Below are 19185 nucleotides of genomic sequence, written 5' to 3'. Positions count from 1 at the left end.
ATCGAAACCGCCGAGTAACAGCTACTTATGCAGTCCCTTGCATAAGTGCTCAGCACGTCATCCTACGGCCGTACCGAAGAAGCTGCCCAGGAGGTACGTCACACCCGCCGCGGCGCCCCCGAGAGCGAGCTGTCGCAGCCCGCTGAACAACCAGGAGCGCGCGGTCACCTTGGCCACCACCGCGCCGCAGGCGAAGAGCCCGATCAGCGCCAGCAGCAGCGCGGGCCACAGAACGGTCGCGCCGAGCAGATACGGGAGTACGGGGAGCAGGGCGCCCAGCGCGAAAGAGCCGAAGCTCGACACGGCGGCGACGGTCGGGGAGGGCAGGTCGCCGGGGTCTATGCCCAGCTCTTCGCGCGCGTGGATCTCCAGGGCCTGCTCGGGGTCGCGGGAGAGCTGCCTGGCGACCTCCCGCGCCAGCTCGGGCTCGACACCACGGGCCTCGTAGAGCTGGGCGAGCTCGCGCTCCTCGTCCTGGGGGTGCTTGCGCAACTCCCTTCTCTCCACGTCGAGTTCGGCCTCGACGAGTTCGCGCTGCGAGGCCACCGAGGTGTACTCGCCCGCGGCCATGGAGAAGGCGCCCGCGGCGAGGCCTGCGAGCCCGGTGATGACGAGGGTCTGGTGGGAGACGGCTCCGCCGGCGACACCGGTCATCAGGGCGAGGTTGGACACGAGCCCGTCCATCGCGCCGAACACGGCCGGGCGCAGCCATCCTCCATTGACGTCTCGGTGGGTGTGGTTGTCGCGGTGCGCCTCGTGCAGTGTCGCTTCGGTTTCGATGATGGCCATGCCGGTCCCCCAGGACACGTGATTGGACTGTTTCCACTTTTTGACAACTCCGAAAGTACGCCTGGAATTTCCTGGCCGCCAGCAAGGAAAGGCTGCGCTTACCTGCACCTTTACGCGTTTTCGCTCATCCGTAGACGATCATGCACAGATGTCGACCGGGTGACGCTGGGGCTCCTGAGGCTCTTGTCAACCGCCAATGTGGGACAGATCCGCAAAGGGTTCCGCGCGCCGGGCTCCGCGCATCGAGCTCCGCGCCCTGACAGGGACCCCGAGAGGAGAGGCACGTATGGCTTCCATCGCCTGCATTCCCTCGGTCCCGGCGCCCGGGGACGCCGCCGATCTCCGCGAACGGGCGCGCGGCGCGCTGCTCGGACTCGCCGTCGGGGACGCGCTGGGCGCACCCGCCGAGAACATGAAGCCGTCGGAGATCCGTGCGAAGTGGGGCCGGATCACGGGGTACGTCGCCGAGCACCCGGCCGGGACGGACGACACCGAGTACGCGATCTTCTCGGGGCTGCTGCTGGCCCGGCACGGCTCGGCGCTCACCGTGGCCCACGTCGAGGCGGCCTGGCACCAGTGGATCGCGGACCAGGACGAGGGCCCGTTCCGCGGCGCGGGCTTCAGCGAGCGCGGCACGCTGGAGAACCTCCGCCGCGGCCTGGCCGCCCCCATCTCGGCGCAGCACCGGCACGCCTGGAGCGACGGCCTGGCCATGCGCGCGGCACCCTTCGGCGTCTTCGCGGCCGGCCGGCCCGCCGAGGCCGCCCGGCTGGTCGCGATCGACGGCTCGGTGAGCCACGACGGCGAGGGCATCTACGGCGGCCAGGCGGTGGCGGCGGGCGTCGCGGCGGCGATGGCGGGCGCCCCCACCATCGCGGTGGTCGCCTCCGCGCTCGCGGTGATCCCGGACGACTCCTGGACCGCCCGGTCACTGCGCCGGGCGGTCGCCGTCGCCCACCGCGGTGAACGCGCGGTCCGCTCCGCGGTGGTCATCGGCGGCTACCCCTGGACGGACCTCGCCCCCGAGGCCGTCGCCCTCGCCTTCGGCGCGTACGCGGCGGCCGACGGCGCGTTCACCGACTCCGTGCTCACCGCGGTCAACATGGGCCGCGACGCGGACACGACAGCCGCGGTCGCGGGCGCCCTGGCGGGCGCCACCCACGGCGCCTCCTCCATCCCGCCCGCCTGGGCAGCCGCGATCGGCCCGGCACGCGGCAGCTGCCTCCCCTCCATGGAGGGCCACCACGTACTCGACGTGGCGGAACTGCTGACGCCGGGGGACGACGGCAAGTGGGCGGCCGGAGGGCGGCCGCTTCTGGGCGGGGGCGGGCGGGAGGTCGTACGTGGCGGGGGTGCGCGGGAGGTCGTACGCGGCGGGGGTACGGAGGAAGTCGTACGCGGCGGGGGTACGGAGGAAGTCGTACGTGGCGGGGGTGCGCGGGAGGTCGTAGGGGATCCCCGGGGCAGGTGGTCGGCGGTCCGCCCGGACGTCTACGTACTGCCCTACGCGCATGCCTCCGCGTTCCCCGAGGCGGATGCGCTGCCCGTCGCGGACGCCTACCTCCTGACCGCCGAGGACGACGAGGTACGGCCATGAGGCCCGGCCTGGTCGGGGACGAACCCGGCGTGGGAGACGGGGCGGGGGGCGCCTCCGCGACGGAGGCGGGCTCCACGGGGGCCGACACGGCAACCCCCGCCGTGAACGACCTCCGCGCGGAGGAATCCCGCACCCCTGAGTCCCCCACTGCGGTGTCCCCCACGACCGCGCCCCGCACGACGGACCCCCGCACCACGGAGCCCCACACCACGGAGCCCCCCACGACCACACACCCCACGACGGACGTGCCCGGCATCGGCCAGATGCTCGCGGAGGTACCGGGCGCAGCGACACCACGTGCGACAGAACCCCGCACCGAGCGGCCCGGCACGGCGGTGTCCCCGCGCCCGGACAGATCCCTGGCGGAGGAAACCGGCACAGCGGTGTCCCCCCGCCCGGACAGATCCCTGGCGGAGGAAACCGGCACAGCGGTGTCCCCCCGCCCGGACAGGCCCCTGGCGGAGGAAACCGGCACAGCGGTGTCCCCCCGCCCGGACAGGCCCCGGGCGGAGGAAACCGGCACGGCGGTGTCCTCGCGGACGCGTCCGCGGCGTATCGAGGGGCTCCTGCTCGGGCTCGCCGCGGGCGATGCCGCCGGGTGGCCCGCGGCCCGGCACCGGGCCGCGCGGATGCCCGAGTGGACGCGGCGGCTGACGCGGGAGCTGGACACGTTCGCGGAGCAGAACGCGACCACGACGCTCCCCGTACCCATCGCGCTGAACCAGCCGCCGGAGCCGTTGCGGCTCGGCCCCTCGGACGACGCGGAGTGGGCGGCGTTCGCGGCGGAGGCCGTCCTGCGGGCCGGTGAGGGCGCTGCGCTCGGCGACCTGAGCCGGGAACGGCGGATGCGGGCCTCCATCGACCTGTCGTGGAACGCCATCGCCAGCGAGGTGGCCGCCGCGGCCGAACGCGCCCCCGAGGTCGAGTCCGCCCTGCTCCCCCTCCGCGCCCGGATCTCCGTACGGGCCGGACTCGGCAACCTCGCCACCGGCCTGCGCCCGCCGGCCACCGGTCACGACAACCCGCACTACTTCGACGACGCGGCCTGCGTACGGGCCTGCGTGCTGGCCGTGGCGCACCCGGGCGACCCCCGACTCGCCGCGGAACTCGCCGAGTTCGACGCGCGCTACACCCAGGACGGCGACGGCGTGCACGGCGCCCGTGCCATGGCCGCGGCGCTGGCCCTGGCGCTCGCCGGTGCCGACGTGGACGCCTGCGTGGAGGCCGCCCTGGCCGAACTCCCCGAGTCGACGGAGATCGGCCGCAACACCCGGCACGCGCTCAGGCTCGCCCGCGCCGGCGAGGGCACGTTCGCCCTGGTCCCCCTTCTGGAACACCAGATCGTGGACCACGTCTACAGCTACGGCATCGCGGCGGCCGAGACGGTCCCGGTCGCCCTCGCCCTGGCCACCGCCGCACGCGGCCGGATCGCCGAGGCGGTGCCCGCCGCCGCCTGTCTGTCCCGGGTCGCCGATTCCGCCCCGGCCCTCGCGGGCGCGCTGACCGGCGCGCTGGGCGGCGGCGACGCGATCCCCGCTGCCTGGCGCGACGCCTGCCGCACCCTCTCCGGCTGCGCGCTGCCCCGGCTGACCGGGACGGATCTGATCGGACTCGCCGATCTGCTGGAAGCGACGGAACTGGCCACCCCAGAGGGATGATTCGGGCATGACGCCCAAACGAGAAGAAGGATCAGGAACCCTCGACGAACGGATCACCGGAGCCCTCGTCGGAGCCGCCGTCGGCGACGCGCTCGGCGGCCCCGTCGAGGGGTACTCCCCCGAGCGGATCACCGACCGCCATGGCGGCCGCGTCCACGGCATCGTCGGCCCCTGGAACGGCGACGACTGGCGCACGGCCCGCCCCATCGCCCCGTACCACAAGGGCGACGGGCACGTCACCGACGACACCTTGATGACCCATGCGCTGGTACGGGTGTACGCCACCGTCCGCGACCACCTCGACGCGTACGCGATCGCCGAGCACCTGGTCCCCGACCTCATGGGCACGCCCCGCTGGATCCCCGAACTGGAGGCCGAAGCCCTCCCGCTCCAACGCATCTTCCTCGCGGAGAAATGGCTGGTGGCCCGCCTCCACTACGGCCATGTGGACCCCCGCGAGGCGGGCAACGGCAACATCGTCAACTGCGGTGCCGCGATGTACATGGCCCCGGTCGGCCTGGTCAACGCGGCCAACCCGGCGGCCGCGTACGCCGAGGCGCTCGACATCGCGGGCGCCCACCAGTCGTCGTACGGCCGCGAGGCGGCGGGGGTCTTCGCGGCGGCGGTGGCGGCGGCCTGCGCGCCCGGGGCGACCCCCGACTCCGTCGTGGCCGCCTGTCTGGCCCTGGCCAAGGACGGCACACGGTCGGCCATCGAGGCGGTCTGCGAAGTCGCCGCCCGCCACTCGGACTTCGAGTCGGCGCTGACCCCGCTCCGGGAGGCGGTGGCCCCCTACGACACCGTCGGACCCGACTACCGTGCCCCCTCCCTGGGCGCCCGTCGCCCTTCCCGCCTGCACTCCATCGAGGAACTGCCCATCGCCCTGGGCATGTTGGTGGTCGCGGCCGGCGACCACCGGCACGCGGTCCTCGGCTCGGTCAACTACGGCCGCGACTGCGACTCCATCGCCACCATGTCCGGCGCCCTCGCCGGCGCCCTCGGCTCCGAGGTCCCGCACGACTGGGCGAAGACGGTGGCCGAGTCGAGCCGCCTCGACCTGGACGCCCCGGCGCGGACCCTGGCGGAGGTGACCCGGGAGATCTTCGAGCGGGACGTACGCCGACGCCGCGCCCATGAGTCAGCGTACGGGACTTTGGCGGGAACCCCATGCTCCGACTGACCTGGGTCCAGCCCGAGGACCTCCTCGGCCACGAACTCCACCAGGCCTGCCAGGACGGCCGCGAGCCCACCACCATCGCGTCCCGCTGGCGAGCGGCGGGCGGCCACGAGGCGCCCCTGCGCGCCGGCGCGTCCCCCACCCCCGCCTCCCCCTACCTCCGAGTCCTGGCGAACGACCTCCTGGACGAACTGGCGGACCTGCCCGGCACCTTGGCGGACCAGGAACCGACGGACCTGGAAAAGATCAGGACCCGCTGCCCGAACTGGCCGACCGAGGCAACCGTGGGCATGCGGGCCGCCAGGGGCGACGCCCCGCCCGCGGAGAGCGGCACCCCGCCGACGCCGGGGCGCGCTCCCACCCCGGTCCTCACCCAGGGCCGCCTGGAAGCGGCCTGGCTGGGCAGAGCGGTCGGCTGCCTCCTGGGCAAACCCGTGGAGAAGCTCCCCCTGCAAGGGATCCGAGAACTCGCCCGAGCCACGGGAAACTGGCCCCTCCACACGTGGTTCACCGCACGCGGCGCCCCCGCCGCCCTCCTCCGCACGCACCCGTGGAACAAACGCTCCGCCCGAACCTCCCTCGCCGAGAACATCGACGGCATGCCCGAGGACGACGACCTCAACTACCCCCTGCTGAACCTCCTGCTGCTCCAGCGCCACGGCAGAGACTTCACCACCACCGACGTCGCCCGGCTCTGGCTCGACGAACTCCCCGCCGGCCGTACCTTCACCGCGGAACGCATCGCCTACCGCAACCTCCTCTCCGGCATCGAACCCCCGCACACGGCCCGCCACCGCAACCCGTTCCGCGAGTGGATCGGCGCCCTGATCCGCGCGGACGTGCACGGCTGGACGAACCCCGGCGACCCGGCCGCCGCCGCGGAACAGGCCCACCGCGACGCCACCCTCACGCACACCGCGAACGGCGTCTACGCGGCGATGTTCACGGCGGCCACCATCGCCGCCGCGGCCACCGGAACGAGCGACGTGCACGCCTGCCTCGGCACCGGCCTCACCGTCGTCCCCCCGGCCTCCCGGCTGGCCCACGCGGTCCGTCACGCCATCCAACTCGCCCGTACGACAACGGACTTCGACACCGTCGTCGACGAACTGCACACCACTCACTCCGCCTACCACTGGGTCCACGCCCTGCCCAACACCGCCCTGATCGCCGCCGCCCTCACCCACGCGGACGGCGACTTCTCCGGCTCCATCTGCCGTGCGGTATCAGGCGGTTGGGATACGGACTCCAACGGCGCGACCGCCGGAAGCATCGCGGGCCTGCTCGCCGGGGACCCCGGCGCCCTCCCCGACCGGTGGACCAGCCCCCTCAAGAACCGCCTCGCCACCTCGATCGCCGACTTCAACGGCGTCGGCTTCGACTCGCTCGCCCACCTCACGCACCGGGAGACCCGTCGCCCATGACCCATATCGCCGTACTCGGCAGCACGAACATGGACCTCGTCGCGTACGTCGCGAAGGCCCCGCAGCGCGGAGAGACCGTGACGGGACGGGAGTTCCGTACGATCCCCGGCGGCAAGGGCGCCAATCAGGCGGTGGCCGCGGCCCGCGCGGGCGCGGACGTCTCGCTGATCGGCGCGGTGGGCGCGGACGCCTTCGGCAGCCAGCTGCGCTCCACGCTGGAGCACTCGGGCGTGGACACCGACCATCTGCGCACCACCGAGGGCCCGTCCGGCACCGCGCACATCGTCGTGGACGACGAGGGCGGCAACGCGATCGTCGTCGTCCCCGGCGCCAACGGCACCGTCACCGCCCTCGCCCCCGGCGACGAGGGCCTGATCGCCACCGTGGACGCGCTCCTGCTCCAGCTCGAGATCCCGCTGGCCGCGGTCCTCGCGGGCGCCGAGGCCGCGCGCCGCCACGGCGTACGCACGGTCCTCACACCCTCCCCCGCCCAGGCCCTGTCGCCCCAACTCCTCTCCTGTGTCGACCTGTTGGTGCCCAACGAGCACGAGGCCGCCGCGCTCACCGGTGTCACCGATCCGCGCGAGGCGGCCGCCGCGCTCCTCGACCAGGTCCCGGAAGTGGTCGTCACGCTGGGCGCGGCGGGCTGCCTGTACGCGGCCCGGGGCGCCGCACCTCTGCCCGTGCCCGCCCCCCAGGTGACCGCCGTGGACTCGACCGGCGCGGGCGACACCTTCGTCGGCACCCTCGCGGTGGCGCTCGCCGAGGGCCGTGAGATGCCGGAGGCGCTCGCATGGGCGTCGGCGGCCGCCGCGCTGTCGGTGCAGCGGCCCGGGGCGTCCTCCTCGATGCCCCACCGCTCCGAGATCGACGCCCAGGCGTCGCGGCGCACCTCATGAGCGGGCAGGCGCCCCGCACGAGCGGGCACGCGGAGCAGGGCCCGCTGACCGGCCTGCGCGTCCTCGACCTCGCGACCCTCTTCGCCGGACCGCTCGCCGCCACCATGCTCGGCGACTTCGGCGCGGAGGTCATCAAGGTCGAGCATCCGGCCAAGCCGGACCCCTCCCGGGGCCACGGCCCCTCGAAGGACGGCATCGGCCTGTGGTGGAAACTCCTCGGCCGCAACAAACGCACGATCACGCTCGACCTGTCCAAGCGCGGCGGCCGCGAGACCCTGCTCAGGCTCGCCGCCACCACCGACGTGATCATCGAGAACTTCCGCCCCGGCACCCTGGAGAAGTGGGACCTGGGCTGGGAGGAGCTGTCGGCCGCGAACCCCCGTCTGGTCCTCGCCCGGGTCACCGCCTTCGGCCAGTTCGGCCCGTACGCGCACCGCCCCGGCTTCGGCACGCTCGCGGAGGCGATGAGCGGCTTCGCGGCGATCACCGGCGAACCGGACACGCCCCCTGTCCTCCCGCCGTTCGGCCTGGCCGACTCGATCGCGGGCCTGGCGACGGCGTACGCGGTGATGACCGCCCTGACGGCCCGCGACCGCACCGGCGCGGGCCAGGTCGTCGACATGGCGATCATCGAACCGATCCTGACCGTCCTCGGACCGCAGCCCATCTGGTACGACCAGTTGGGCCACGTCCAGCCGCGCACCGGCAACCGCTCCGCGAACAACGCGCCCCGCAACACCTACCGCACGGCGGACGGCTCCTGGGTCGCGGTCTCCACGTCGGCACAGTCGATCGCCGAGCGGGTGATGCGCCTGGTCGGCCGCCCGGAGCTGATCGACGAGCCGTGGTTCGCCACGGGCGCGGACCGGGCACTGCACACGGATGTCCTCGACGAGGCGGTCGGGGCGTGGATCGCCCTCCGCACCCGTGCCGAAGTCCTGGCGGCCTTCGAGAAGGCGGAGGCGGCGGTGGCCCCCATCCAGGACGTACGGGAGGTGATGACCGATCCGCAGTACGCGGCCCTGGACACGATCACCACGATCGACGACCCCGACCTGGGCCCCCTGCGCATGCAGAACATCCTCTTCCGGCTCTCCGCCACCCCCGGCGCGATCCGCTGGACGGGCCGCCCGCACGGCGCGGACACCGAGCCGGTGCTCGCCGAACTCGGCCTGACGGGGCCCGAGATCGACGCGCTGCGAGCGGAGGGGGCCCTGTGACCCCGGATTTCCTGCCCCTCACCTGGCTGTACGTCCCCGGGGACCGGCCCGAGGTGGTGGCCAAGGCCCTCGCGTGCGGCGCGGACATCGTGCTCGTCGACCTGGAGGACGCGGTCGCCCCCGACCGCAAGGAGTACGCCCGCGCGGCCACGGCGGACCTCCTCTCCGAGCCGCCGCCCGTCCCCGTCCACGTGCGCGTGAACGCCCTCGACGGCCCCCTCGCCGAGGTCGACCTCAAGACCCTGTCCCCGCTCGCCGGCCTGTCCGGACTCCGCCTCCCCAAGGTGACCTCGCCGGACGACGTCGTCCGGGTCGCGGAGGGCGCCGCCCCCGCCGAGGGCGGCGCGATCCCTCTCTACGCCCTCCTGGAAACCGCGCTCGCCGTAGAACACGCCTTCGCCATCGCGTCCGCGCACCCGGCGCTCCGCGGCGTCTCCATCGGCGAGGCCGATCTACGGGCCGATCTGGGCGTACGGGAGGACGCGGGCCTGGACTGGTCCCGCGCCCGGGTGATCGTGGCCGCCCGGGCGGCGGGCCTTCCGCCGCCGCCCCAGTCGGTCTACCCGGACATCCGGGACGTCGAAGGGCTTGCCGCGTCCTGCGCGCACGGTCGCACTCTGGGGTTTCTCGGCCGGGCGGCCATCCATCCCCGCCAGCTCCCGATCATCGAGCGGGCCTACCTCCCCACCCCTGCCGAGATCGACTCCGCCGAGGCCGTCGTGCAGGCCGCCGCCACCGCCCCGGGCGCCCAGGCCCTCCCCGACGGCCGCTTCATCGACGCCGCGGTCGTCACCGGCGCCCACCGCACCCTGACCCTGGCCCGCCGCTTGAGCTGAAGCACCCGCCACAGCTTTCCTCGCCCCCTCCGCCCCAGACCCCGCTCCTCAAACGCCGGAGGGGCTGATTGTCAGCCCGTCCGGCGTTTGAGGACGAGGCCGTCCAGGCCGAAGCAGGGGTCTGGGGGCGGCAGCCCCCGGATACGGGACGGGAAGGGGCGGAGGGGGCGAAGAACTCAGCTCTTCTTGGCCGACTCGGCGTCGGCCGGCTTGTCGAGGTCGGCGCCCGGCTTGTCGAGGTCGGCGGGGTCGCCCTCGACCTCGCCGACAGCGGCCTCGCCGTCACCCTCACCGACAGCGGCCGCACCGTCATCGTCGCCGGAGGCATCCGCATCCGCATCCGCATCCCCGTCCACACCCGGCTCCACGATCTCCTCCCGGCCAGGACGTCGGCGCGAGGAGACGACCAGGTACAGCACCGCGAGGAGGAAGACCACGATCGCGGTCCAGTCGTTGAGACGCAGGCCCAGGATGTGGTGAGCGTCGTCGACGCGCATGTACTCGATCCAGCCACGGCCGACGCAGTACGCGGCGACGTACAGCGCGAACGCCCGCCCATGCCCCAGCGTGAACCGGCGGTCCGCCCAGATCACGAGGAAGCCGACACCGACGCACCACAGGGACTCGTACAGGAACGTCGGGTGGTAGTACCCCGGCACCCGCCCGTCCGTGGAGGACGTGATGTGCAGCGCCCAGGGAAGGTCCGTCGCCTTTCCGTACAGCTCCTGGTTGAACCAGTTGCCCCAGCGCCCGATCGCCTGCGCGAAGGCGATGCCGGGCGCGAGGGCGTCGGCCCAGGCGGGCAGCGGGATGCCACGGCGGCGGCAGCCGATCCACGCGCCCACCGCGCCGAGCGCGATCGCGCCCCAGATACCGAGTCCGCCCTCCCAGATCTTGAAGGCGTCCACCCAGTCACGGCCCGCGCTGAAGTACAGCTCGTAGTCCGTGATCACGTGGTAGAGCCGGCCGCCGACCAGACCGAAGGGGACGGCCCAGACAGCGATGTCGGCCACCGTGCCGGCCCGCCCTCCCCGGGCGATCCAGCGCTTGTTGCCGAGCCAGACGGCTACGAAGACGCCGATGATGATGCAGAACGCGTAGCCGCGCAGCGGAATGGGGCCGAGGTGCAGCACACCGCGCGACGGGCTGGGAATGTAGGCAAGTTCCATGGCAGGGTCGACGCTACCGTGCCGGGCACCACCGACGGCAAGCAGCCCGGCAACGGGTCCATAACGTGCGATGCCCCCGGCCGACGGGGGCCGGGGGCATCGGGGCCGACGGGGGCCGGGCATCGAGGCCTACGGGGGCCCGGGCATCGGGGCCGACAAGACCCTCAGGCCTTGTTCTCCGCCTCCACCATCTGCTTCAGCTTGGCGGGGGTCATCGTCTGGTCCGCGTAGATGTTCTTGCCGCCCAGCAGCACGGTCGGCGTGCCGGTGAAGCCACCGCTCTGGAAGGCGCTGTTCGACTTCACGACCCAGCTGTCGTGCGTGCCGTCGTTGACACACTTCTGGAAGGCCGGGGTGTCCAGGCCGTCGACCTTGCCCGCCAGCGCGATGAGCTTGCTGTTGTCGGCGAAGGTGTCCTCGGTCTCCTTGGGCTGGTTCTCGTACAGCACGTCGTGGTACGCGGAGAACTTGCCGGCGTCCTGGGCGCAAGCCGCGGCGTTGGCCGCACGGCGGGAGCCGCTGCCGCCCATGTTCCCGTCGATGAGGGTGGCGAGGTGGTACTCGACCTTCAGCTGTCCGGAGTCGACCAGCTCGTGGATCGTCGGGCGGTACACCGTCTCGAAGGCCTGGCAGGCCGGGCAGCGGAAGTCCTCCCACACCGTGAGGGTCGACTTGGCGGCGTCCTTGCCGACGGGGATCGCGAGACTGTCCTTGCCGATCGCCCCCGAGGGCGATACGACCGGACCCGAGGCGCCGGTCTTCTTGTCCTTGCCGGAGTTGGCGGCCAGCACGCCCACCACCGCGGCCAGGCCGAGGACACAGACCACCGACGCCCCCACGATCAGCGCTCGCCGGCGCTTCTCCGTGGCCTTCTGCTTCTCTCGCTCGACCGCCATCCGCTCGCGGGCGGTGCGCTTTCCGTCACGGTTCTTCTCGCTCACATCCGGCAGAACGAACCGGGGAGGCGCAGCGCGCCTCCCCGGTCCCAGGTCCACCCGTTCGGGTGAGCGGATTGTCCGTTACGTACGTGGACGAGCGTTCGTCACGTACGTACGTGGACGAGCGTTCGTCACGGGGTGCCGCGCACGCCCTTCGCCAGGTCGCCCGCGAGGGCCCGTACCGCGTCGAGGCCCGCGGCCTCGTCCTCCGCGTCCAGCATCCGCTTCACGAACGCCGAGCCGACGATCACGCCGTCCGCGAAGCCGGCCACCTCGGCGGCCTGGGCGGCGTTGGAGACGCCGAGACCGACGCAGACGGGCAGCTCGGTGCCGGCCTTGGTGCGCCGCACCAGGTCCTGGGCCTGTTCCCCGACGGACTCCCGGGTGCCCGTGACGCCCATCAGCGACGCCGCGTACACGAAGCCGGAACCCGCCGCGGTGATCTCGGCAAGCCGGGCGTCCTTGCTGCTGGGCGCGACGACGAAGACGGTCGCGAGGCCGTGCTTCTCGGCGTGCTCCCTCCACAGGGCCGACTCCTGGACGGGCAGGTCGGGCAGGATGCAGCCCGCCCCGCCCGCTTCCGCCAGCTCGGCGGTGAAACGTTCGACGCCGTAGCGGTCGATGGGATTCCAGTAGGTCATGACGAGCACGGGCTTCCCGGTGGCCGCGTGGGCCTCCCGGACCGTGCGCATCACATCCGCGATCTTGACGCCGCCGCGCAGGGCGATGTCGTCGGCGGTCTGGATGACGGGGCCGTCGAGGACGGGGTCGCTGTGCGGCAGACCGACCTCCACGATGTCCGCGCCGCCGTCGAAGACGGCCTTGATGGCCGCGATGCCGCCGTCGACGGTCGGGAAGCCGGCCGGGAGGTACGCGATGAGAGCGGACCGCCCCTCCGCCTTGGCGCCGGCGAGGGTGTCGCTCAACAGCTGGATGTTGCCGCTCACTTGGCGTCCCCCTCGATCTCGGCGCCGTGGCCGGCCTCGTCCGCCGCCACGGCGGCGTCGGTGTCGTACAGGCCGAAGTAGCGGGCGGCCGTGTCCATGTCCTTGTCACCGCGGCCAGACAGGTTGACGATGATCAGCCCGTCCTTGCCCAGCTCCTTGCCGACCTCGAGGGCTCCGGCGAGCGCGTGGGCGCTCTCGATCGCCGGGATGATGCCCTCGGTGCGCGACAGCAGGCGCAGGGCCTGCATGGCCGCGTCGTCGGTGACCGCGCGGTACTCGGCGCGACCGCTGTCCTTGAGGTAGGAGTGCTCGGGTCCGATGCCCGGGTAGTCCAGACCCGCCGAGATCGAGTAGGGCTCGGTGATCTGGCCCTCCTCGTCCTGGAGGACGTACGACCGCGAACCGTGCAGGATGCCCGGCTCGCCCGCCGTCAGTGTGGCCGCGTGCTCACCGGTCTCGACGCCGTGTCCGGCGGGCTCGCAGCCGACGAGGCGTACGTCCGTGTCCGGGATGAAGGCGTGGAAGAGCCCGATGGCGTTGGAGCCGCCGCCGACGCAGGCGATCGCGGCGTCGGGAAGCCGTCCCGCGCGCTCCAGGATCTGTCGCCGCGCTTCCACTCCGATGACCCGGTGGAAGTCGCGCACCATGGCCGGGAAGGGATGCGGCCCGGCCACGGTCCCGAACAGGTAGTGGGTGCGATCGACATTCGCCACCCAGTCGCGGAACGCCTCGTTGATGGCGTCCTTCAGCGTGCGGCTGCCGGACTTCACGGCGATGACCTCGGCGCCGAGCATCCGCATGCGGGCCACGTTGAGGGCCTGGCGCTGGGTGTCGATCTCGCCCATGTAGATGGTGCACTCGAGCCCGAACAGCGCACAGGCGGTGGCGGTGGCCACCCCGTGCTGTCCGGCGCCGGTCTCCGCGATGACGCGCGTCTTGCCCATCCGCTTGGTGAGGAGGGCCTGGCCGAGCACGTTGTTGATCTTGTGGGAGCCGGTGTGGTTGAGGTCTTCGCGCTTGAGGAAGATCCGGGCGCCACCGGCGTGTTCGGCGAAGCGGGGCACCTCGGTGAGTGCGCTCGGGCGTCCGGTGTAGTGGACGAGCAGATCGTCGAGCTCGCGGGCGAACTCGGGGTCCGCCTTCGCCTTGTCGTACTCGACGGCGACCTCGTCCACGGCGGCGACCAGCGCCTCCGGGATGAACTTGCCGCCGAACGCGCCGAAGTAGCCCTCGGCGCTGGGGACTTGACCCTCGGGGTCGGGAATGAAGAACTCGCTGGGCATGCGGTTACCTCGCAGGGGCGACAGCCCCGGTTACAGGTCGGACAGATTCACGTTAGCCACGTACGCGTACCTCGCACACCTCACGCTCCCCACACCGGCCCCATTGGTGCCACGGCCGGCCTCCGGCCCACCCACAAGGGGCGGAGCCCGCACCGACCGACCCTGGCGATCCACGGCACGGCCGGGCCCGCACAGGAACCGGTGCCGTGCCGCTGAGCGGAATCAGCGGCAGGTGGGTCTTCCCGCCACGACGGCGAGAGGCTCTACGGCGCTGACCGGCGGTGCATGACCGACCGGGGCCACCCGTGAGGAACCGGGCGAAGCCCGAGCCGACGGCGGGGCGGCACCGGCGCTGCCGGACCCGGCTCAGCGCACCCGGAGGGTGCGGCAGGCCGGAGAGAGCGCGAGCGCGCGTACGCGCGCGGGCCATCGCATGCCGTTGACCTGACCCGGCTCGTCACCGATGACATAGCGAACCCGGCGCCCGTGCACACGCCGTGCAGGCGCCCGGCAGCCCCGCGGACGGCAGCCGCGGGCAAGGCGGGCGTAGGGATCCCGGGCCGCCGAAGCGCCCGGAAGCTGAGCGAGGGGCCGCTGCCCGCAGGGGCGCACGGCGTACGGGCCCCCTTGAGCCGAGCCCGGATCGGCCGGCCCGGCGTGGGTGTCGCCACGGCCGAAGGCCGGCGCAGCCGACCCGACGCGCGCCGGCTCCCCGTCGGGGCGCAGGCCCGGACGGAGCGAGGCGGGGGCGTGGGTCGGGGTGGGCACCGGCCGGGTCAGTCCCGTCCGTGGCGCAGCGCGGGGTGCGCCCCGGCGGCCACGAGGTCGGAGACGGCCGTCTTCGGGTCGCGGCCGGTGACGAGCGACTCGCCCACCAGCACCGCGTCGGCCCCGGCGTTGGCGTACGCGATCAGGTCGTGCGGTCCACGGACACCGGACTCGGCGACCTTGACGATGCCGGCCGGGATCTCGGGGGCGACACGGTCGAAGGTGGCGCGGTCGACCTTCAGCGTCTTCAGATTGCGCGCGTTGACACCGATGATCTTCGCCCCGGCGTCCACCGCACGCTCGACCTCGTCCTCGTCGTGCACCTCGACGAGCGGCGTGAGCCCGATGGACTCGGCGCGCTCGATGAGGGACTCCAGGGCGGGCTGGTCGAGGGCGGCCACGATCAGCAGCGCGAGGTCGGCGCCGTACGCCCGGGCCTCCCACAGCTGGTACGACGTGACGATGAAGTCCTTGCGCAGGACCGGGATGTCCACGCGGGCGCGGACGGCCTCCAGGTCCGCGAGCGAGCCGCCGAAGCGACGCTCCTCGGTGAGGACGGAGATGACGGCCGCGCCGCCCGCCTCGTAGTCCGCGGCCAGCGCGGCCGGGTCGGCGATCGCGGCGAGCGCGCCCTTGGACGGGCTGGAGCGCTTGACCTCGCAGATGACCTTGACGCCGTCACCGCGCAGGGCGGCCACTCCGTCCTTGGCGGCCGGAGCCTTCGCCGCGCGCTCCTTGAGCTCGTCGAGGCTGACGCGCGCCTGCCGCTCCGCGAGGTCGGCACGGACTCCGTCGATGATCTCGTCGAGCACACTCACGCGAGCGGCCCCCTTCCCTGCGGTGGACAGTTGAAGCGGTTGCGCATCTGACCCGGGTTCACCGCCTCGGACGGCGAAGACTTGTCACTCCGATGGTATCCGGAGGAAGGCGTAGGCCTCGCATCCGGTTGACGGCGGTCCCACTACCTGGACATTTGCCACTTGATCAAGGATGCAACCAGCCTCCGAACGGCAGGTTCCGGACGATCGTGAAGACCAGCGCCAACGCGCCCACGCTCCACAGGTGGACCGGCCCCAGATCCAGCCGCGTCGGCCGTCCCCGCACGGAACGGACCACCCAGACGGTCCACACCACCGCGAAGACCAGGTATCCCGCGACGGCGAGCGCGTTGTCGGTGAGGGCCGCCGCGAAGTCCCCGTGCACGAGGGCGTGCGCGCCGCGCAGGCCGCCGCAGCCGGGGCAGTACACACCCGCGAACCGCAACAGGGGGCAGACGGGATAGTGCCCGGGCTGGTTGGGGTCGACGGCCCCGACGTACGCGAAGGCGCCGACGACGGACGCGAGCAGCGCACCGGGAACGACGAGCCGCCGCAACACCGCACCGGCGGCACCCGTACCCGCACCAGCGCCGCCACCGGCACCGGCATGGACAGCCGCGCCTGGACCGAGCTCGCGCACCCTCTGGGTTTGGGCCTTCACCCCACGCATTCTGCCCCTCCGGCACGTGACGCGCTCGCCACGCCCACGAGCGGGCCGGGCGTACCGCAGGCTCGCCGCGTACACGTGAGGCGACCCCGGCACTTCTGCCGGGGCCGCCTCACGCGAAGCTCTGAACCCTTACGGGGTCAGGCATCAGCCCGACGGGGTCAGGCGTCGGCGGTCACGGTCTCGCGCACCGGGCGGACCGGCTCCGCGCGCGTGGCCTTCGGCTGGCCCAGGCCCGCCGCCCGCATCGCCATGCCGACGACACCGCCGAGCACGACGATGACCATGCCGGCCCAGAAGCCCAGCGGGTCGGCCATCACCATGAAGGCACCCGCGACGCAGAAACCGATGAAGGCGATGATGACACCGGTCCAGGCGGCCGGGGTGTGACCGTGGCTGCTGCCCGCCATGACTTGCTCCTCGTTGCTGTATGCGTGTGTGAGTCGGACGCTCATCGTCCATTGTCCAGTACAACGACGCCCGCCGTGAGCGCGGGGTCGCCCCTTGCGCGCCGGTTCCGCCAAGTCACGACGAAAGCCCCGGGGCCGAAGACCTGCGGTCGGCGGGACTTAGGTCCTTGGGCCCCGCCGGATCCGAGCGGCCGAGCACCGGCCGTCCTGCCCACGCCCCCCGCTGCCCACGTCGCCGCCGTCTGCGTCGTCCCTGCCTACGTCCCCGCCGGATCGGGCCCCGTCGGGTCCTCTCCGCGGTCGAGCGCCTTCCAGAGGTCCTCGGGGCGGTCCGGGTCGACCGGCTTGGCCTTGCGCGGCCGGGGCGTCCCGTCGCGCTCGTAGCGGCCCGACATCGCGGGCCACAGCCGGCCGTAGCGCAGCGCGAGCAGCCCCGCGAGGAGGATGAGCGCCCCGCCCGCGGCGGCGACGTACGGCCAGGCGGTGTGGCTGAGCGCGTCCGCGGTGGCGGCGGTGTTGCCGGAGGCGGCCGCGGCCTTCTCGTCGAGCGCGGAGCTGTCGCTCGCCCCGAGCACGGCCGCGACGACCGTGCCGGCGCCGGAGAGCGCGAGCAGCGCCGAGACCAGCAGGCGCCCGGAACGGCGTACGGCGAAGACGGCGACGAGCGCGGCGAGGCCCACTATCGCGAGTGCGGCGGGGACGCCGGTGACGTCGCTGCCCTTGGCGGTCAGCGGGAAGGCGCCGCCGGCCACCGTCGCAGTGCCCTCCGACCAGCTCTGCCGGGTGGAGAGCAGGGCCACGGCCGCGCCGAGCGCGCCGCAGAACAGGGCCACGGCAAGGCTGCGCCGGCTGGACCGCTCGAATCCAGCGGGTCCGGCGGCTTCGGTTCGGGGGTGCGGTACGGCAGTCACGTACTCCACTATCGCCTGAACCCCGGGCGAACCGTCACTCGGGGCTCACGTGAGCCTCGTCCCACTACCGGAAACGGTCGGCGCCCGGCGGCTGTTCGCACGCTGGCACAGTGGGCGCCCGGCGGCTGTTCCGCGCTGGAACAGTGGGCGCCCGGCGGCGGTGGCCGTGGTCCCCGGTGGAGCCGGTCGGCCCTCTACCGCCCCAGCCGGTTCGCCGTGTGCACCGCGCGCAGTACCGCCGCCGCCTTGTTGCGGCACTCGTCGTCCTCCGCGACGGGGTCGGAGTCCGCGACGATTCCGGCACCCGCCTGGACATACGCGGTGCCGTCCCGCAGCAGGGCCGTACGGATGGCGATGGCGGTGTCGGAGTCGCCCGCGAAGTCCAGATAGCCCACGCAGCCGCCGTACAACCCCCTTCTGGACGGCTCCAGTTCGTCGATGATCTGCATCGCGCGCGGCTTGGGGGCGCCCGAGAGGGTGCCGGCCGGGAAGCAGGCCGTCAGTACGTCGAAGGCGGTGCGGCCGGCCGCGACCCGGCCGGTCACCGTCGAGACGATGTGCATCACATGGGAGTACCGCTCGATGGACATGAAGTCGACGACCTCGACCGAGCCCGGCTCGCAGACCCGTCCGAGGTCGTTGCGTCCCAGGTCGACGAGCATGAGGTGCTCGGCGCGCTCCTTGGGGTCGGCGATCAGTTCGTCGGCGAGGGCCTGGTCGTCCTGGACGGTGGCGCCGCGCGGCCTGGTGCCCGCGATGGGATGCACCATGGCCTGCCCGTCCTCGACCTTGACCAGGGCTTCCGGAGACGAGCCGACGACATCGAAGCCGTCGAAGCGGAAGAGGTACATGTACGGGGAGGGGTTGGTCGCCCGCAGGACCCGGTAGACGTCCAGCGCGCTTGCCGTGCACGGCGTTTCGAAGCGCTGGGAGGGGACGACCTGGAAGGCCTCGCCCGCCCGGATGCGCTCCTTGATGTCCTCGACGGCGTCCCGGAAGTCGGGGCCGCCCCAGAGCGCGGTGTACTCGGGGAGTTCGGAGGGCGGCAGCGCGGCCGGGGGCTGCGAGACCGCGCGCGAGAGGTCGGCCTCCATGGCGTCGAGGCGGGCGACCGCGTCCGCGTGGGCCTCGTCGACGCCCGTGTCGAGGTCGTTGTGGTTGATCGCGTTGGCGATCAGCTGGACCGAGCCGTCCCAGTGGTCCAGGACCGCGAGGTCGCTGGTGAGCAGCATGGTCAGCTCGGGGATCTTGAGGTCGTCCCGCTCGCCGGGGCCGATCTTCTCCAGGCGGCGCACGATGTCGTACCCGAGATAGCCGACCATGCCGCCGGTGAACGGGGGCAGGCCCTCGCCGTGCGGGGTGTGCAGCGCCTCGATGGTGGCGCGCAGGGCGGCGAGCGGGTCGCCGTCCACAGGGACGCCCACCGGCGGCGTGCCGAGCCAGTGGGCCTGCCCGTCGCGCTCCGTGAGGGTGGCGTGGCTGCGGACGCCCACGAAGGAGTAGCGGGACCAGGAGCGGCCGTTCTCCGCGGATTCCAGGAGGAAGGTGCCGGGGCGCTCGGCGGCGAGCTTGCGGTAGAGCGCGACCGGCGTGTCGCCGTCCGCGAGGAGCTTGCGGCTGACGGGGATCACGCGCCGGTCGGTGGCCAGCTTGCGGAACGTCTCGAGGTCCATG

At 73.0% G+C, this 19185-nt stretch carries 18 protein-coding genes; 7 read left to right on the top strand and 11 right to left on the bottom strand.

Annotated features, from left to right (window positions below; translation table 11 throughout):
* Positions 1 to 57 precede the first annotated feature (57 nt).
* The gene (locus ACFVXA_RS13360) at positions 58 to 789 is read right to left on the bottom strand and encodes a VIT1/CCC1 transporter family protein (protein WP_362031765.1); all 732 of its coding nucleotides are present in this window, start codon (positions 787 to 789) and stop codon (positions 58 to 60) included.
* A gap of 286 nt (positions 790 to 1075) precedes the next feature.
* On the opposite strand from ACFVXA_RS13360, the gene ACFVXA_RS13355 reads away from it, so the two are divergent.
* The 7 genes from ACFVXA_RS13355 (at position 1076) to ACFVXA_RS13325 (ending at position 9600) form a co-directional block, all read left to right on the top strand.
* Positions 1076 to 2386 (top strand): ADP-ribosylglycohydrolase family protein, encoded by a 1311-nt coding sequence (locus ACFVXA_RS13355; RefSeq protein WP_390025009.1) that lies wholly within the window; start codon positions 1076 to 1078, stop codon positions 2384 to 2386.
* A 263-nt stretch (positions 2387 to 2649) separates the two neighbouring features.
* Entirely contained in the window at positions 2650 to 4044 is a 1395-nt protein-coding gene (locus ACFVXA_RS13350; protein WP_390025091.1) for an ADP-ribosylglycohydrolase family protein, read from the top strand.
* A gap of 7 nt (positions 4045 to 4051) precedes the next feature.
* Entirely contained in the window at positions 4052 to 5224 is a 1173-nt protein-coding gene (locus tag ACFVXA_RS13345) for an ADP-ribosylglycohydrolase family protein (RefSeq protein WP_390025007.1), read from the top strand.
* Positions 5212 to 6645: an ADP-ribosylglycohydrolase family protein gene (locus ACFVXA_RS13340; RefSeq protein WP_390025005.1), complete on the top strand. Its 1434-nt coding sequence runs from the start codon at positions 5212 to 5214 to the stop codon at positions 6643 to 6645. Before ACFVXA_RS13345 ends, ACFVXA_RS13340 begins: the two co-directional genes overlap by 13 nt.
* Positions 6642 to 7544, top strand: coding sequence for a ribokinase (gene rbsK, locus ACFVXA_RS13335; protein ID WP_390025003.1), 903 nt, complete (start codon positions 6642 to 6644; stop codon positions 7542 to 7544). The genes ACFVXA_RS13340 and rbsK overlap by 4 nt, the downstream gene beginning before the upstream one ends.
* Entirely contained in the window at positions 7541 to 8764 is a 1224-nt protein-coding gene (locus tag ACFVXA_RS13330; protein WP_362031754.1) for a CoA transferase, read from the top strand. The genes rbsK and ACFVXA_RS13330 overlap by 4 nt, the downstream gene beginning before the upstream one ends.
* Positions 8761 to 9600, top strand: coding sequence for a CoA ester lyase (locus ACFVXA_RS13325; RefSeq protein ID WP_362031752.1), 840 nt, complete (start codon positions 8761 to 8763; stop codon positions 9598 to 9600). The genes ACFVXA_RS13330 and ACFVXA_RS13325 overlap by 4 nt, the downstream gene beginning before the upstream one ends.
* A gap of 176 nt (positions 9601 to 9776) precedes the next feature.
* Here ACFVXA_RS13325 and lgt read toward each other — a convergent pair whose 3' ends face one another.
* The 10 genes from lgt to ACFVXA_RS13275 form a co-directional block, all read right to left on the bottom strand.
* Positions 9777 to 10769 carry a prolipoprotein diacylglyceryl transferase gene (lgt, locus tag ACFVXA_RS13320; protein ID WP_389758456.1) on the bottom strand — a complete coding sequence of 331 codons (993 nt, stop codon included), beginning with the start codon at positions 10767 to 10769 and terminating at the stop codon, positions 9777 to 9779.
* Positions 10770 to 10933: 164 nt separating this feature from the next.
* Positions 10934 to 11710: a thioredoxin domain-containing protein gene (locus ACFVXA_RS13315; protein WP_362031748.1), complete on the bottom strand. Its 777-nt coding sequence runs from the start codon at positions 11708 to 11710 to the stop codon at positions 10934 to 10936.
* A 128-nt stretch (positions 11711 to 11838) separates the two neighbouring features.
* Positions 11839 to 12654 (bottom strand): tryptophan synthase subunit alpha, encoded by an 816-nt coding sequence (gene trpA / locus ACFVXA_RS13310; protein WP_390025001.1) that lies wholly within the window; start codon positions 12652 to 12654, stop codon positions 11839 to 11841.
* Positions 12651 to 13937, bottom strand: a complete 1287-nt coding sequence (trpB, locus tag ACFVXA_RS13305) for a tryptophan synthase subunit beta (RefSeq protein ID WP_362031744.1) — start codon at positions 13935 to 13937, stop codon at positions 12651 to 12653. The genes trpA and trpB overlap by 4 nt, the downstream gene beginning before the upstream one ends.
* Before the next feature lie 366 nt (positions 13938 to 14303).
* Positions 14304 to 14549: a tryptophan biosynthesis modulator TrpM gene (trpM, locus tag ACFVXA_RS13300; RefSeq protein ID WP_362031790.1), complete on the bottom strand. Its 246-nt coding sequence runs from the start codon at positions 14547 to 14549 to the stop codon at positions 14304 to 14306.
* 164 nt (positions 14550 to 14713) lie between these two features.
* Complete coding sequence (gene trpC, locus ACFVXA_RS13295; protein ID WP_362031742.1) at positions 14714 to 15523, bottom strand: indole-3-glycerol phosphate synthase TrpC; 810 nt, start codon at positions 15521 to 15523, stop codon at positions 14714 to 14716.
* Positions 15524 to 15689: 166 nt separating this feature from the next.
* Complete coding sequence (locus tag ACFVXA_RS13290; RefSeq protein WP_389512141.1) at positions 15690 to 16193, bottom strand: DUF2752 domain-containing protein; 504 nt, start codon at positions 16191 to 16193, stop codon at positions 15690 to 15692.
* 158 nt (positions 16194 to 16351) lie between these two features.
* Positions 16352 to 16600, bottom strand: a complete 249-nt coding sequence (locus tag ACFVXA_RS13285) for an HGxxPAAW family protein (RefSeq protein ID WP_362031738.1) — start codon at positions 16598 to 16600, stop codon at positions 16352 to 16354.
* Positions 16601 to 16857: 257 nt separating this feature from the next.
* Positions 16858 to 17520, bottom strand: coding sequence for a TIGR02234 family membrane protein (locus ACFVXA_RS13280; protein ID WP_362031736.1), 663 nt, complete (start codon positions 17518 to 17520; stop codon positions 16858 to 16860).
* A gap of 185 nt (positions 17521 to 17705) precedes the next feature.
* Positions 17706 to 19184, bottom strand: coding sequence for an anthranilate synthase component I (locus ACFVXA_RS13275; RefSeq protein ID WP_362031734.1), 1479 nt, complete (start codon positions 19182 to 19184; stop codon positions 17706 to 17708).
* Position 19185 lies beyond the last annotated feature (1 nt).

It is taken from the genome of Streptomyces sp. NPDC058246 (assembly GCF_042881985.1).
Taxonomy (GTDB): domain Bacteria; phylum Actinomycetota; class Actinomycetes; order Streptomycetales; family Streptomycetaceae; genus Streptomyces.
The sequence above is the reverse complement of the archived record's forward strand: the minus strand, read 5'-3'. Positions and strand labels throughout refer to the sequence as shown.

Excerpts from the sequence above, each read along its gene's own strand:
- ACFVXA_RS13285 (WP_362031738.1), bottom strand. The coding sequence starts at position 16,600 with ATGGCGGGCAGCAGCCACGGTCACACCCCGGCCGCCTGGACCGGTGTC.
- trpB (WP_362031744.1), bottom strand. The coding sequence starts at position 13,937 with ATGCCCAGCGAGTTCTTCATTCCCGACCCCGAGGGTCAAGTCCCCAGC.
- ACFVXA_RS13345 (WP_390025007.1), top strand. The coding sequence starts at position 4,052 with ATGACGCCCAAACGAGAAGAAGGATCAGGAACCCTCGACGAACGGATC.
- ACFVXA_RS13330 (WP_362031754.1), top strand. The coding sequence starts at position 7,541 with ATGAGCGGGCAGGCGCCCCGCACGAGCGGGCACGCGGAGCAGGGCCCG.
- ACFVXA_RS13350 (WP_390025091.1), top strand. The coding sequence starts at position 2,650 with ATGCTCGCGGAGGTACCGGGCGCAGCGACACCACGTGCGACAGAACCC.
- ACFVXA_RS13360 (WP_362031765.1), bottom strand. The coding sequence starts at position 789 with ATGGCCATCATCGAAACCGAAGCGACACTGCACGAGGCGCACCGCGAC.
- ACFVXA_RS13340 (WP_390025005.1), top strand. The coding sequence starts at position 5,212 with ATGCTCCGACTGACCTGGGTCCAGCCCGAGGACCTCCTCGGCCACGAA.
- ACFVXA_RS13275 (WP_362031734.1), bottom strand. The coding sequence starts at position 19,184 with ATGGACCTCGAGACGTTCCGCAAGCTGGCCACCGACCGGCGCGTGATC.
- rbsK (WP_390025003.1), top strand. The coding sequence starts at position 6,642 with ATGACCCATATCGCCGTACTCGGCAGCACGAACATGGACCTCGTCGCG.
- ACFVXA_RS13355 (WP_390025009.1), top strand. The coding sequence starts at position 1,076 with ATGGCTTCCATCGCCTGCATTCCCTCGGTCCCGGCGCCCGGGGACGCC.
- lgt (WP_389758456.1), bottom strand. The coding sequence starts at position 10,769 with ATGGAACTTGCCTACATTCCCAGCCCGTCGCGCGGTGTGCTGCACCTC.
- ACFVXA_RS13290 (WP_389512141.1), bottom strand. The coding sequence starts at position 16,193 with ATGCGTGGGGTGAAGGCCCAAACCCAGAGGGTGCGCGAGCTCGGTCCA.